The organism is Sphingomonas bacterium, from assembly GCF_903644135.1.
GTDB lineage: Bacteria > Pseudomonadota > Alphaproteobacteria > Sphingomonadales > Sphingomonadaceae > Sphingomonas.
This window is the reverse complement of the sequence record NZ_CAHJXA010000042.1, coordinates 1-12,914: the sequence shown is the minus strand read 5'-3', so window position 1 is coordinate 12,914 and position 12,914 is coordinate 1. Positions and strand designations below refer to the sequence as shown.

Genomic DNA, 12,914 nt, shown 5'->3' with positions numbered 1-12,914 from the left:
GATCGACGCGGTGCTCGCCGGCGAGCGGCCCGCCCGCGCCATCGCCGCCGAGGCGCAGGCGATGCGGGCGGAGATGCTGGCGCACAAGTCGGCAGGAGGTCCGCTCGATGCCAAACTCCTACCCGGCGGTCTCGTCAACCTGGAGTTCGCGGTGCACGTCGTTCAGCTGACGCAGCGAGCCGGCTTCGATCCCCGCCTCGGTAGCGCGATCGACGCGCTGGTGGCGCAGGGTCTCGCCCCCGCCGGGCTGCGGGCGGCGCATGACTTTCTCACCCGCCTGCTGGTCGTCCTGCGCCTCGTCGCGCCCGACGCCGCCGAGCCTGCGCCGGCGACGCAGGCGCTGATCGCCGCCGCGCTGGACCTTGCAGACTGGCCGATGGTGGTTGCCTGCCTCGCCGACACGCGGCAGGAGGTGGCGTCGTTCTGGGCAAGCGTGGCAGGAGAGCAATGATGGACGAAGGCACCCCGATCCCGGCCGTCAGCGTGACGCTGGCCGACGGCACATTGCTGTCGCTCGCCGACCTGCCGACACCCGCCGTGGTGTATTTCTACCCCAAGGACGACACCAGCGGCTGCACCCGCGAGGCGCAGGACTTCTCCGCGTTGGGCGAGGCGTTCGCGGCGGCGGGAGCGAGCGTGGTCGGCATCTCCAAGGAGTCGGCCGCGAGCAAGGCCAAGTTCGCTAGCAAATATGCGCTTACTGTCACGCTGGCCGCCGACGACAGCGGCGAAGCCTGCGACGCGTTCGGCGTCTGGGGCGAGAAGTCGATGTACGGCCGCACATACATGGGCATCGAGCGGGCGACCTTCCTGTTCGGCGCGACGGCACGCTGGTCCGCGCCTGGCGCAAGGTGAAGGTGCCGGGCCATGCCCAGCAGGTGCTGGAGGCGGTGCACGCGCTGTAGCGCGCTTGGACCCGCTGCCATTCGTTAAGTTGCAGTGACTTCCGGGTGGTTCCGAAGCCGCGGTTCAACGGCTCGGCGTGCGCGGCTGCCGGTCTGACGCGTGTTGCCGGCCGAACCCTTGCCGCAACCGGGCGAGGTCGGCCACACGCTGAACGGTCCGGGTCGGCGCATCGTGCTGCCGGCGATGGACAGCAGGGAAGCTGCGGCAGGCGTCGTCAGCCGCGTCATATTGGGGTCCGATGCCGAGTATCGCCTTAGCCTTTCGCGCGCTGCGCGACCTGTTCCCCAGCCGCGACATCCTGTTTCACGACGGTCGCGCGCTGCGCCGCGTGTCGATGAGCGGCCCGCGCCAAGCGGTGCTGGCGGGCGTGGCGACGGTGATGATCGGCTTCTCCGGCTATGGCGCGGCGCAGGCCGCCTATGGTGCCGCGCAGGCGACCGGCGTCGTCAAGCTGCCCCCGGCCGAGGCGCAGATCGCCAGCATGGAGCGCCAGCTCGACACGATGCAGGCCAAGGTTGAGACGATCCGCACCGTCGCCGCCCAGCACGCCCAGCGCATGGAGCAGCGGCAGGCGATGATCGCCGCGGCGCTGACCGGCAAGGGCGACGCGCAGCTGGCGACCGCGACGCTGGCGATCGATCCCGCCGCCGACCAGCTCGCCGCCGACGTGGTCAAGCCGATGGCGAAGGTCGAGGGCAAGCAGGTCGCGCTCGCCGCTCGCGCGCAGGCGGTGCTGGAGGCGCGCTATGCCCGCACCACCGCGACGCTGGGCAAGCTCGGCATCGCGCCGGCCCGCGTTGCCAAGGCCGGCGGCATGGGCGGTCCGATGATCCCCGCCGACAGCGCGGAGGCGACCGCCGACCTCAAGGCCGACCAGCAGTTCCGCAACCTGTTCATGACCTGGAAGAAGCTCGACACGTTGCAACAGGGCGTCATCTCGATCCCGGCGGTGCATCCGGTCGAGAAGCTCGCCTTCACCAGCAATTTCGGTATCCGCACCGATCCGTTCCGCGGTACCGCGGCGATGCACGCCGGCGTCGACATCCCCGGCCCGGTCGGCACGCCGATCTACGCCACCGCCGACGGCATCGTCGATCGCGCCGAGCGGGCGGGCGGCTACGGCAACCTGGTTGAGATCGATCACGGCAAGGGCATCGCCACCCGCTATGGCCATTTGTCGAAGATCCTGGTCGAACCGGGTGCGCACATCCATCGCGGCCAGCTGATCGCGCTGATGGGTTCGACCGGCCGCTCGACCGGGCCGCACCTTCACTACGAGGTGCGCATCGACGGTCATGCGGTGAACCCCGCGCCGTTCCTGACCAACGCCGACTTCCTGGTCGCCGCGCAGGATCGGTCGGTTCACGCCATCCCGGTCTCGTCGGACGGTCCCGCACCGCAGGATTGAGACGCGCGGTTGCCGTCGAGCGGCTGCGGGCCTATCTCCCGTTCATGGCAAGCCTGGCACCCGAGATCGCGCTGACCCCGTCCGCCGCCGCCCGCGTCGCGGCGATCGCCGCCAGGCAGGGCAAGCCCGCCATCCTGCGCCTCGCCGTCGATGGCGGCGGCTGCTCCGGCTTCCAGTACCGCTTCGGGTTCGCCGACGCGGCCGAGACGGACGACACGGTCGCCGAGACTGACGGTGTGCGGCTGGTGGTCGACAGCATGAGCCTCGACCTCGTTCGCGGCTGTTCGGTCGATTATGTCGAGAGCCTGGGTGGCGCGGCGTTCCGGGTCAACAACCCGGTCGCCGCCAGCGGCTGCGGCTGCGGCTCCAGCTTCTCGGTCTGACGCCGGTTGAAGGTCGTCACCTACAACGTCAACGGCATCAAGGCGCGGCTGCCCCGGCTGGTCGAGTATCTGACCGAGGAGCAGCCCGACATCGTCTGCCTGCAGGAGCTGAAGGCGAGCGACGAGACCTTCCCGCAGGCCGAGATCGAGGCGGCCGGCTATGGCGCGGTGTGGCATGGGCAGAAGGGGTTCAACGGCGTTGCCGTCCTCGCCCGCGGCACGACGCCGGTGGAACGCCATCGCGGCCTCGCCGGCGAGCCCGAGGACGAGCATAGCCGCTACCTCGAATGTGATGTCGGCGGCCTGGTGGTCGCGTCGATCTACCTGCCCAACGGCAATCCGCAGCCGGGCCCGAAGTTCGACTACAAGCTGCGCTGGATGGCGCGCCTCGCCGAGCGCGCGCGGGCGCTGCTGGCCGAGGAGCTGTCGGTGGTGCTCGCCGGCGATTATAACGTCATCGCCAATGACGACGACACCTTCTCGGTACGCGCGATGGCCGACGATGCGTTGATGCAGCCCGAGAGCCGAGCGGCGTACCGCGCGCTGCTGGCGCAGGGGTGGACCGATGCGCTGCGCACCCGGCATCCGAAGGGGGGCATATGGACGTTCTGGGACTATCAGGCGGGAGCGTGGCAGCGCGACGCGGGGTTCCGCATCGACCATCTGCTGCTCAGCCCGCTGGCGGCGGACCGGCTGGTCGAGGCGGGGGTCGACAAGGCGCATCGCGGCCGGGAGCGGGCCAGCGACCACGCGCCGACTTGGGTTCGCTTGCGCTGACGCGCGGGGGTCTGCCTACACTGAAAGCCCTGTTCGCCGCGCTGACCCTGCTCGCCGCGACGCCGGCGCTGGCGCAGGACCAGGGCGACGACGACCAGGAGCCGGTGAAGCCGCGCTTCTGCCCGCCCCGGCCGAGCCTGGGATCGTCGAGCTGCACCACCGAGCCGGGCCGCATCCATGTCGAGATGTCGCTGCTTGACTGGGAGCGCGACGACCGCACCGACAGCCGCGAGGACCGCATCCTCGCCGCTGACCTGCTCGCCCGCATCGGCGTCGGTGCAAAGACCGAGGTGCAGGTCGGCTGGACCACGTTCGGCCATGACCGGGAGCGCGACAGGATGAGCGGCGACATCGACCGCACCGACGGCGTCGGCGACGTCACGCTGGCGCTGCGCCAGCATCTGGCGGGAGAGGAGGGCAAGCCGTTCTCGCTCGGCCTCCAGCCGTTCGTGACGCTGCCGGTCGGGCGCTATCCGGTCGGCGCGGGCGACTGGAGCGCCGGCGTCATCGTGCCGCTGCAATACGACCTGACCAAGACGCTGGCGGTGCAGTTCACCGGCGAGTCCGACGCCGCGGCGAACGACTCCGGGTCGGGCCAGCATCTGGCGTACAGCGGCATCGTCGGGCTGCGCTACAAGCTGACCGAGGACATCAACCTGATCGGCGAGGCGAAGCTGGAGCGCGACCGCGACCCGTCGGGGCACGAGACCCACGCGCTGGCGGCCGCGTCGGTGTCGTGGAAGCCGACCAAGACCTTCCAGATCGACGCGCAGGCGATCGCCGGGCTGAACCGCACCTCGCCCGACGTGCGGCTGATTCTGGGTGGTGCGGTGCTGTTCTAGCGCATCTCTAACTCACCCTCACCCTTCCGGCGCTGCGCGCCTCCCTCCCTCTCCCATCGGGAGAGGGAAAGGAGCTGCCGCAGGCGGCGGGAAGGGTGAGGGTGAACGGCCGCTACAGCGCTCTCTCGTAGATCTTGTAGACCTTGTTGATGTCGCAATGGATCGTCTCCGCGATCGAGCGCATCCCCTGGTTGTCCTCCAGGATCCAGCCGATCTCGCTGCGCGTCGCGCCATACTCCGCGACCGAGGCGCGGCGGATATACTCGATCATCATGAACGCCAGCTGCGACGCCATGCGCGACGCCTGCAACTCCTTGACCACGCCCATCAGCGGCACTCGCATGGTCCGCACCTTCGGCTTCCTCAGCCACAACAGCAGTTTCGCCCAGCCGAACGGCAGCAGGTTGCCGTTCAGCGGCTTGATCGCCTCGTTGAGGTCGGGGAGCGTGATCATGAACGCCACCGGCCGCCCGTCGAGCTCGGCGATGCGGATCAGGTCGTTGAACACGATCGGCTTCAGCTTGACGCCGACATCCTTGATCTCGGGCGGGGTCAGGGGCACGAAGCCCCAATTGTCCGACCAGGCGTCGTTGAGGATCGACAGGATGATCGCCGCCTCCTCGTCGAACTTCTTCTTGTTGACCTCGCGGACGCGGATGCGCGGATTGTTCTCGCCCGATTTGATGATCCGCTTGACCAACGGCGGGAACTCCTTCCGGATGTCGAGGTCGTAGGTATAGAGCGTGCGCACGACGCCGTAGCCGGCGTGCTCGATCCAGTCGTGATAGGCGGGCTTGGCATGGCCCATCATGATCGTCGGCGGGTGGTCGAAGCCCTGGACCAGCACGCCCGGCTCCTCCCAGATCGATTGCGAGATCGGACCCAGCGCCTTGCTCATCCCTTCGCCGCGCAACCAGTCCTCCGCCGCGGCGAGCAGGACCGCGAAAACATCCTCGTCCTCGGCTTCCATCAGCCCCCATTGGCCGACGCCGGGGCCAAAGCCCTGGTCGGTCGGCATGGTCAGCGCCAGCGTGTCGATATGGGCGGAGATGCGGCCGACGACGGTGCCGCCCCGCTCGGCGAGGAACAGCTGCGCCTTGGCGTGGCTGTACCAGCCGTTCTTCTCGGGCGTGATCAGCCCCAGCGCCTCGCCCTTCAGCGGCGGGACCCAATGGGGATCGTCCTGGTAGAGGCGGAAGGGCAGGTCGACGAACGCCTTGCGGTCGCGCTTGGTGGTGACTTTCCGGATCAACAGTTCCGCCATCATCTGCCCTTCCTGTTTGCGCCGCGCGTCGTAAACGGACAGATCGTTTCGCGCGAGTGACGTTTGCGTCATCCCGCACCCCCTGTACGGTCACGCTGATGCCATTATCTAGGGGCTATGGAGCACGCCATGGACATGACCCTATCTCGTGAGATCGCGGTGCCGGGCCGCGAGCGGGTCGCGAGCCATCGTGCGGCCGACGACATGGCGATGCTTCGCACAGCGGCGGAGCTGAGCCGCGATCTGATCGCGCCCCGGCCGGCGATCTATTGGGGCGATCTGCTCGCGTCGGCGGCGATCGGCTATGGCGGGCTGGCAGCGGCGATGATGCTGCCGACGGCGGGGCTTGCGGTCGTTGCCGCAGTGGTGGCGGTGCTGGCGCTGTACCGGGCGATGAGCTTCATCCACGAGCTGACCCATATCAAGCATAGCGCGCTGCCCGGCTTCAGGCTGGGGTTCAACCTGTTGGTCGGGGTGCCGATGCTGGTGCCGTCCTTCATGTACGAGGGCGTCCACAATCTCCACCACGCCCGCACGCGCTACGGCACCGCCGATGATCCCGAGTATCTGCCGCTCGCGCTGATGAAGCCCTGGTCGCTGCCGGCGTTCGTGATCGTGTCGGCGCTGGCTCCGCTGGCGCTGCTGGTCCGTTTCGCGCTGCTGGCTCCGCTGTCGCTGCTGTCGCCGCGGCTGCGCAGGGCGGTGGTCGAGCGGTACTCGGCGCTGGCGATAAACCCCGGCTTCCGCCGCCGCGCGCCCGAGGGTGAGGAGCGGCTGCGCTGGCACCGGCTCGAAGCCGCGGGGAGCCTGTGGGCGATCGCGATCGTAGCGGCCGTGGCGACCGGCGTCGTGCCGCTGCGTGGGTTTGCGATCGCGATGGGTGTCGCCTCGGCGGTGGCGGTGCTCAACCAGGTGCGGACCCTGGTGGCGCATCTGTGGGAGAATGATGGCGAGGCGATGAGCGTCACCGCCCAGTATCTCGACTCGGTCAACGTGCCGCCGCCGACGCTGCTGCCGGCACTATGGGCACCGGTTGGCCTGCGCTACCACGCGCTCCACCACCTGCTGCCGTCCTTGCCCTATCATGCGCTGGGAGCGGTCCACCGGCGGCTGTCGGCGGCGCTGGAGCAGGCCTCGCCTTATCATCGCGCGAGCCACGCCGGGCTGCCGGTGCTGGTCGGCCGCATCGCCCGCAGCACGATGGGCGGGCGGTAGGCGTTACTCTTCAGACCGGATCAGTACCGCCTCGCCGATCAGCAGGAACAGCAGGAACGGGGCCCAGGCGGCGAGGAACGGCGGGTACGCTCCCAAGCTGCCCATCGCGAGCGCGAAATTGTCCGCGACGAAGAAGGCAAAGCCCAGTAACATACCCATCACCGCGCGCAGGTACACCTTGCCCGAGCGCGCCAGCCCGAACGCCGCAACAGCACCCAGCAGCGGCATTAGCACCGCCGACAACGGCCCGGACAGCTTGTGCCACAGCGACCCCTCCAGCGCCTTGGTCGGGCGGCCGGCGTCCGACAGGTCGTGGATCGCCTCGTTCAGCCCGCCGAACGACAGCCCGTCCGCATCCACCGTCGCCAGCGTGAACTGGTCGGGGCGGACGCCCTCGCCGATATGGGTGCGGCCGAGCTGGGTGAGCTTGCCGCTGGCGACGTCGAAGCGCGTCGCCGGCGCGATCGCCCAACCCTTGCCCTCGCGGACGCCGTTGGGCGCGCGTACCAGCCCGACCAAATTGCCGCCGGTGCGGTCGTACAGCGTCACTCCCGACAGCTTCGCCGCATTGCCGCGGCCGGTGATGGCGTCGACTTCGATCAGGTCGTCGCCGTCGCGGACCCAGACGTTGGAGCGGTCGCCATGATCGCGCGGCACCGGCCGGTAATCGGCCTTTTGCCAGCGGTCGAGCGCGGCCGACGCGCGGCTGACGATGCGGTCGTTGAACGCGAACGACACCACTGCCACTCCCAGGCTGGCGACCAGCAGCGGCGCGAGCACCTGATGCGCCGACATGCCCGACGCCTTGAGGGCGATCACCTCGCTGTTCTGGTTCATGGTGTAGAAGGTCAGCAACGTGCCCAGCAGCACCGAATAGGGCATCATGAACGCGATCAGCTCCGGCCCGCGCAGCGACACATAGCGCCAGACCGCGCCGTCGCCATTCTCCGGATGCGCGAGGATATGGCTCGACTCGCCGAGCAGGTTGAGCGCCATCAGCACCAGCACGAAGCCGGCTAGGATGCCGAAGGTGCGCACCAGGAACAGCCGCGCCATGTAGAAGGCGACGGTGCGCGAGGGGAAGAAGCGGAGCAGGTTCACGCCGCCGCGCCCAGCGCCGGTTCCGCGACCTCGACGGCTGGGCGGCGGCCGGGCAGGCGGCTGGTCACCGCCTTGACCAGATAGGCGACGCCGCGCTCCAGCGCGCCGATCGGCTGGCCGCCCGGCACATAGGCCAGGGTATAGAACATGCGCAGCACCAGGCCGGCGAACAGCACGAACGGCACCCACAGGGCGATGATCGGATCGACCTCGCCGCGTACCGCGACACCCTCGGCATATTGGTTGATCTTGAAATAGGCGACGATCATCACGATCGCGAGAAAGACGCCGAATGCAGAGGATGATCGCTTCGGCGGCACCCCCAGCGCCACCGCCAGCAGCGGCAGCAGGAACATCGTCGCCACCTCGATCACGCGGAAATGGAATTCGGCGCGCGTGCCCTCGCGCTGCTGCGGGGTTTCGGCGTGGTGGCCGAGCCTCGCCAGCTCGGGCAGGGTGAACTCCAGGTTCTCCGCGCCGCGCTGGCGGAAATTCTCCAGCTTGGGCAGGTCGATCGGCAGGTCGTGGCCGGTGAAGGTCAGCACCCGCGGCGTCACGAAATCGGCGCGGCTGTGGATCAGCGTGCCATCCTTCAGGCGAAAGATGATGACGTTGGGATCGTCGGTGGCGAGGAACTTGCCGCTGTCGGCGCTGACCCCGACCCAGTCGCCCTTGGGCGTCTGGGCGTGGACGAAGATGCCCTTCAGGTCGCGGCCGGCATTGCGGCTGCGCTCGATGCGCAGCGTCATGTTGGCCCCGAGATGAGTGAACTCGCCGACCTTGATCGACGCGCCGAGCGCGCCGGTGCGCAGCTCGAAGCGCAGTTGCTCGTAATAATAGCGCGAGGTCGGCTGCACGAAGCCGACGATCGCGAGGTTGACCAGCGCCAGCCCGATCGCGAACATGTACGGCACGCGCAGCAGCCGGCCATAGCTCATCCCGACCCCGCGCAGCACGTCGAGCTCCGAGCTGGTGGCGAGCTTGCGGAAGGCGAGCAGGATGCCGAGCAGCAGCCCGATCGGGATGCCGAGACCCAGATACTCCGGCAGCAGATTGGCGAGCATCCGCCAAACCACGCTGATCGGGCCGCCCTCTGTGGCGACGAACTCGAACAATCGCAGCATCCGGTCGAGCACCAGCAGCATCGACGCGACGATCAGCGTGGAGATCAACGGCACCGCGATCAGCCGGGCCATGTAACGATCGAGGGAGGACATGGGGGCAGGGGGCTCGGCGCGGCGGTTCGAGCGGGTATAGGGAGCCGGACGGGGTGCGTCAGCAGGAAACTGACCGAAGCGTGAGGGGCGTTACTCCGCCGCCAGCCGAGTGGGCGAGGCCGGCCGCTCGCGGTGCATCGCCTCGCCGATCGCGCGGTCCAGCGCGGCGAGGGTGAAGGGCTTGCGCAGCAGCGGATGGTCGCCGAACTCCTCGGCATTGGCCTCGCCCGCAAAGCCGGTGACGAACAGCACCGCCAGATGCGGCAGGTGCGGCAACACGCCGCCGATCATCTCCGGCCCCGTCTGGCGCGGCATCAGCACGTCGGTCACGATCAGGTCGATGTCGTCGCGCTCCGCCAGCATCGCTGGCGCGGCCAGCGGATCGTTGCACGCGAGCACATGATGGCCAAGCTCGCGCAGCGCGCCGGTGGTGGCGGCGAGGACGCGCGGATCGTCCTCCACCACCAGCACGACGAGGTCGCCATGCCCGGCTGCGGCTGGCACAGGCACGGTCGCGGTGACGGTCTCGACACTTGCCGCGGCGACGTCGCGGGGCAGGAACAACGTCACCTCGGTACCGCGGCCCGGCGCGGTGTCGATCGCGATCTCGCCGGCGAGCTGGCGGACCAATGCGAAGATCTGGCTGAGGCCAAGCCCGGTGCCCTTGCCCGCCTCCTTGGTGGTGAAGAACGGCTCGAACACGCGCTCGGCGACGTCGGCGGTCATGCCTTGGCCGGTGTCGCGCACCGACACGGTCGCATAGTCGCCCGCCGCGCAATGGTCGATCTCGTGCTCGGCCAGCGCGCGGGTTGCGGTGGTGATGGTCAGCGCGCCGCGCCCGTCCATCGCATCGCGCGCATTGACGGCGAGGTTGAGGATCGCGTTCTCCAGCTGCACGCGGTCGGCGCGGACCCGCCAGCCGCGTCCCCTGTCGCGCACGGTCACGGAGACCGCATCGCCGAGCGTTCGATCGAGCAGGTCGGACATGCCGGCGATCAGCGCGCCCGGCTCGATCGCCTCGACCTTCAGCGACTCCTCGCGGCTGAAGGCGAGCAGGCGGCGGGTGAGGGCGGCGGCACGCTCCGCCCCCTCGCGGGCATTGTCGAGGTGGCGGGCGACCGCGACCGGGTCCGCGACCTGCCGCCGCGCCAGTTCGATACCGCCGAGAACGACGGCCAGCATGTTGTTGAAATCGTGCGCTATGCCGCCGGTAAGCTGGCCAACCGCCTCCATCTTCTGGACCTGGCGCAGCTTCGCTTCCTGCCGGCGCAGCTCGTCGGTGGCCTGGGCGACGGCGGCGGTCAGATCCTCGGCGCGCGCCCATTCGGCATCGGCCTCTCCGCGCGCGATCAGGCGCTCGTTGATCGCGCGGACCATCAGCCAGCCGAGCGCGATCCCGCCCAGCACGAGCAGCGCACCCAGCAGCGCCAGCACCCCGGCGATGCGGCTCGATCGCTCGACGCTGTGCGCGGCCTGGGTCGTGCGCTGGTCGAGCAGGGCGCGCTCGTCGGCGATGATCGCGTCGAGCAGCGTGTTGATGCTCGCCAGCGCGGGGGCCTTGCGCGCCTGGTAATAGCGGGCGAGCGCCTGGTTGTTCTTGCCATAGGTGGTCGATAGCGCGGTCAGCGACAGCTCCCGGCCGCGGTTGTCATAGGCGGCGCGCAACACGCCGATGCGGCGTTGCTGGTCGGCATTGTCGGCGGTGATCCGGCTCAGCCGGTCGATCTGGTTGCCCGCATCGCTCCAGTCGTCGACATAAAGCTGCCCCAGCGAGCGATCGCCGGAGATGACGTAGCGGCCAAGCGCCGCCTCCGCTTGGGCGATGGTCCCGGCCAGCGTGCGCGACAGGATCATCACGTCATAGCTGTGCGCCTGGAGGCGGAGCGCACGGTCGCGCTGGCTGTTGGCACCGGCGAGCGTCAGGGTGAGCGCCACCAGCGTCGCGACGCCGGCCAGCGCCGTCACGACCAGCGTGACCGTCTGCCAGATCGTGTCGCTCCAGGCGACCGCGTTGCCCGTGTCCCGCTGCACGGCGCGCAGCTTACCGCAACGAAGGTTAAGGTAAAAGCCGCGCGACTCGCTTCAGCCGATCGCTCCCACGGCCCGCCCCGCCTCGCCGAACAGCGCCAGCACGCGGTCGATCTGCGCCGGCGTGTGCTCGGCGCACAGCGAGCAGCGGAGCAGGAACGTGCCGGCCGGGGTCGCCGGCGGCCGCGCGACGTTGACGTATAGCCCGCCCTCCAGCAGCATCTGCCACATCGCCACTGCCTGGCGCTGGTCGGCGAGGATCACCGCGCAGATCGCGCTCTGCGGCGTCGACGTGCCGAGCTTGAAGCCGAGACCGGTCAGGCCGCCGTGCAGCCGGCGCGCATTGTCCCACAGCCGCGCGCGCTTGTCGTGCGCGGTCATCAGCTTGCGGATCGACGCCGCCGCAGTGGCGACCACCGATGGCGGCAGGCTGGCGGTGAAGATGTACGGCCGGCAGGCGAAGCGGATCGCCTCGAACTTGGGATGGTTCGACACGCAGAAGCCGCCAACGGTGCCGACCGACTTGGAGAAGGTGCCGATCACGAAGTCGACCTCCCCCTCCAGCCCCTGCGCCTCGTACACGCCGCGGCCGTTGGGGCCAAAGAACCCCATCGAGTGAGCCTCGTCGGACAGCACCATCGCGCCGTGCTGCTTGGCGACCGCGACCATCTCCTTCAGCGGGGCGATGTCGCCCAGCATCGAATAGACGCCCTCCAGCACCACCAGCTTGCCTGGCTCCTTGGGCAATCTGCCAAGGCGCTTGTCCAGGTCCTCGACATTGTTGTGGCGGAAGCGGACGATCTCGGCATTGCCCTGGGCGCAGCCGTCGTAGATCGAGGCGTGGCTGTCGGCGTCGAGGATGACATACTCGCCGCGGCCGACCAGGGTGGAGATCATGCCGAGATTGGCCATGTAGCCGGTCGAGAAGACGATCGCGCCCGACACGCCGTAAAAGTCGCGTAGCGCCTGCTCCACCTCGACATGGTCGTGGAAAGTGCCGTTGAGCATTCGGCTGCCGTTGGTACCCGACCCGAAATCGTCGAGCGCCTGCTTGCCGGCCGCGATCACGTCGGCGTCGAAGGTCATGCCCATGTAATTATAGGTGCCGAGCAGGATGGTCGGCCGGTTGCCGATCACCGCCTCGGTCGGCGACAGCACCCGGTCCATGACGATCCCGAACGGATCGCGCGCGCCGGTCGCGGCCAGCGCCGCGCGCTCGGCGATGACGCCGTCGAACTTGCTCATCAGGTCGCGCTCGGCGGGAACCGCGGGCGGGTCGAGATCGAGCGTCTCGGCTTGGAGGCCGGTCTCGCTCATCGTCAGCCCTGCAACTTGGCGACCGCGTCGACCAGCTGGCCGACCGTCTCGATCTCGGCCTGCATGTTCATGGTGATGATGATGTCGAACTCGTCCTCGATCGCCGCGACGAAGTCCATCACCGTCAGGCTGTCCCACTCCAAATCGCGCTGGAAGCTGGTCGCCTCGGTGATGGCGACGCCCTTCTTGTTGAAGGGCGCGATCTGGGCGGTGATGGTGTCGAGGATCTGCGGGCGATCGGTCATAGGGCGTCCGGTGACAGGGAAATACGGCGAGGGTGCGGCGACTATAGCCAGCCTTGCTCGCGATACCATCGCGCGGTCGCGGCCAAACCCTGCGGCGTCGGTGTCGCCGGTCGCCATAGCGCGGCCGGGGGCCGGCGGGCGGGGTCGGCGGTCCAGTCGCGGTGGCAGAGATAGCCGACCCGGTCGGCGGTCAGCTTGGCTCCCGTGCCGC

At 69.0% G+C, this 12,914-nt stretch carries 11 protein-coding genes and 3 pseudogenes; 7 read left to right on the top strand and 7 right to left on the bottom strand.

The features are described from left to right. The 6 genes and pseudogenes from HUU96_RS04025 to HUU96_RS04000 all read left to right on the top strand — a co-directional run. A pseudogene (locus HUU96_RS04025) lies at positions 1-451 on the top strand (glutamine-synthetase adenylyltransferase); the annotation flags it as partial. Continuing rightward, positions 448-905 (top strand): annotated as a pseudogene (locus tag HUU96_RS04020) (peroxiredoxin). The pseudogenes HUU96_RS04025 and HUU96_RS04020, both read left to right, overlap by 4 nt. Before the next feature lie 239 nt (positions 906-1,144). After that, complete coding sequence (locus tag HUU96_RS04015; protein ID WP_174291569.1) at positions 1,145-2,314, top strand: M23 family metallopeptidase; 1,170 nt, start codon at positions 1,145-1,147, stop codon at positions 2,312-2,314. A 44-nt stretch (positions 2,315-2,358) separates the two neighbouring features. Further along, positions 2,359-2,697 carry an iron-sulfur cluster insertion protein ErpA gene (gene erpA, locus HUU96_RS04010; RefSeq protein WP_174291568.1) on the top strand — a complete coding sequence of 113 codons (339 nt, stop codon included), beginning with the start codon at positions 2,359-2,361 and terminating at the stop codon, positions 2,695-2,697. Between the two features lie 6 nt (positions 2,698-2,703). Continuing rightward, positions 2,704-3,474: an exodeoxyribonuclease III gene (gene xth, locus HUU96_RS04005; protein ID WP_174291567.1), complete on the top strand. Its 771-nt coding sequence runs from the start codon at positions 2,704-2,706 to the stop codon at positions 3,472-3,474. Further along, a complete protein-coding gene (locus HUU96_RS04000; RefSeq protein ID WP_174291566.1) occupies positions 3,456-4,316 on the top strand; it encodes a transporter in 861 nt (286 codons plus the stop codon). The genes xth and HUU96_RS04000 overlap by 19 nt, the downstream gene beginning before the upstream one ends. A 112-nt stretch (positions 4,317-4,428) precedes the next feature. Here HUU96_RS04000 and HUU96_RS03995 read toward each other — a convergent pair whose 3' ends face one another. Next, on the bottom strand, positions 4,429-5,580 hold the full coding sequence (locus HUU96_RS03995; RefSeq protein WP_174291565.1) for an N-acetyltransferase: 1,152 nt from the start codon (positions 5,578-5,580) through the stop codon (positions 4,429-4,431). A 135-nt stretch (positions 5,581-5,715) separates the two neighbouring features. Here HUU96_RS03995 and HUU96_RS03990 point away from each other — a divergent pair, with 135 nt between their 5' ends. Continuing rightward, a complete protein-coding gene (locus HUU96_RS03990) occupies positions 5,716-6,795 on the top strand; it encodes a fatty acid desaturase family protein (RefSeq protein WP_254604968.1) in 1,080 nt (359 codons plus the stop codon). 3 nt (positions 6,796-6,798) lie between these two features. On the opposite strand, the gene lptG is transcribed toward HUU96_RS03990, so the two are convergent. From lptG to HUU96_RS15065, 6 genes and pseudogenes are all read right to left on the bottom strand, one after another. Continuing rightward, the gene (gene lptG, locus HUU96_RS03985; RefSeq protein WP_174291570.1) at positions 6,799-7,851 is read right to left on the bottom strand and encodes an LPS export ABC transporter permease LptG; all 1,053 of its coding nucleotides are present in this window, start codon (positions 7,849-7,851) and stop codon (positions 6,799-6,801) included. Positions 7,852-7,892: 41 nt separating this feature from the next. Beyond that, positions 7,893-9,092 carry an LptF/LptG family permease gene (locus tag HUU96_RS03980; protein ID WP_254604966.1) on the bottom strand — a complete coding sequence of 400 codons (1,200 nt, stop codon included), beginning with the start codon at positions 9,090-9,092 and terminating at the stop codon, positions 7,893-7,895. A 111-nt stretch (positions 9,093-9,203) separates the two neighbouring features. Next, on the bottom strand, positions 9,204-11,144 hold the full coding sequence (locus HUU96_RS03975; RefSeq protein ID WP_174291562.1) for an ATP-binding protein: 1,941 nt from the start codon (positions 11,142-11,144) through the stop codon (positions 9,204-9,206). 51 nt (positions 11,145-11,195) lie between these two features. Then, positions 11,196-12,458, bottom strand: a complete 1,263-nt coding sequence (gene spt / locus HUU96_RS03970) for a serine palmitoyltransferase (protein ID WP_174291561.1) — start codon at positions 12,456-12,458, stop codon at positions 11,196-11,198. A gap of 2 nt (positions 12,459-12,460) precedes the next feature. Then, positions 12,461-12,703 carry an acyl carrier protein gene (locus HUU96_RS03965; RefSeq protein WP_174291560.1) on the bottom strand — a complete coding sequence of 81 codons (243 nt, stop codon included), beginning with the start codon at positions 12,701-12,703 and terminating at the stop codon, positions 12,461-12,463. Between the two features lie 41 nt (positions 12,704-12,744). Continuing rightward, a pseudogene (locus HUU96_RS15065) lies at positions 12,745-12,914 on the bottom strand (NAD(P)-dependent oxidoreductase); the annotation flags it as partial.

Excerpts from the sequence above, each read along its gene's own strand:
- HUU96_RS04015 (WP_174291569.1), top strand. The coding sequence starts at position 1,145 with ATGCCGAGTATCGCCTTAGCCTTTCGCGCGCTGCGCGACCTGTTCCCC.
- erpA (WP_174291568.1), top strand. The coding sequence starts at position 2,359 with ATGGCAAGCCTGGCACCCGAGATCGCGCTGACCCCGTCCGCCGCCGCC.
- HUU96_RS03995 (WP_174291565.1), bottom strand. The coding sequence starts at position 5,580 with ATGGCGGAACTGTTGATCCGGAAAGTCACCACCAAGCGCGACCGCAAG.
- HUU96_RS03990 (WP_254604968.1), top strand. The coding sequence starts at position 5,716 with ATGACCCTATCTCGTGAGATCGCGGTGCCGGGCCGCGAGCGGGTCGCG.
- lptG (WP_174291570.1), bottom strand. The coding sequence starts at position 7,851 with ATGGCGCGGCTGTTCCTGGTGCGCACCTTCGGCATCCTAGCCGGCTTC.
- HUU96_RS03980 (WP_254604966.1), bottom strand. The coding sequence starts at position 9,092 with ATGGCCCGGCTGATCGCGGTGCCGTTGATCTCCACGCTGATCGTCGCG.
- spt (WP_174291561.1), bottom strand. The coding sequence starts at position 12,458 with ATGAGCGAGACCGGCCTCCAAGCCGAGACGCTCGATCTCGACCCGCCC.
- HUU96_RS03965 (WP_174291560.1), bottom strand. The coding sequence starts at position 12,703 with ATGACCGATCGCCCGCAGATCCTCGACACCATCACCGCCCAGATCGCG.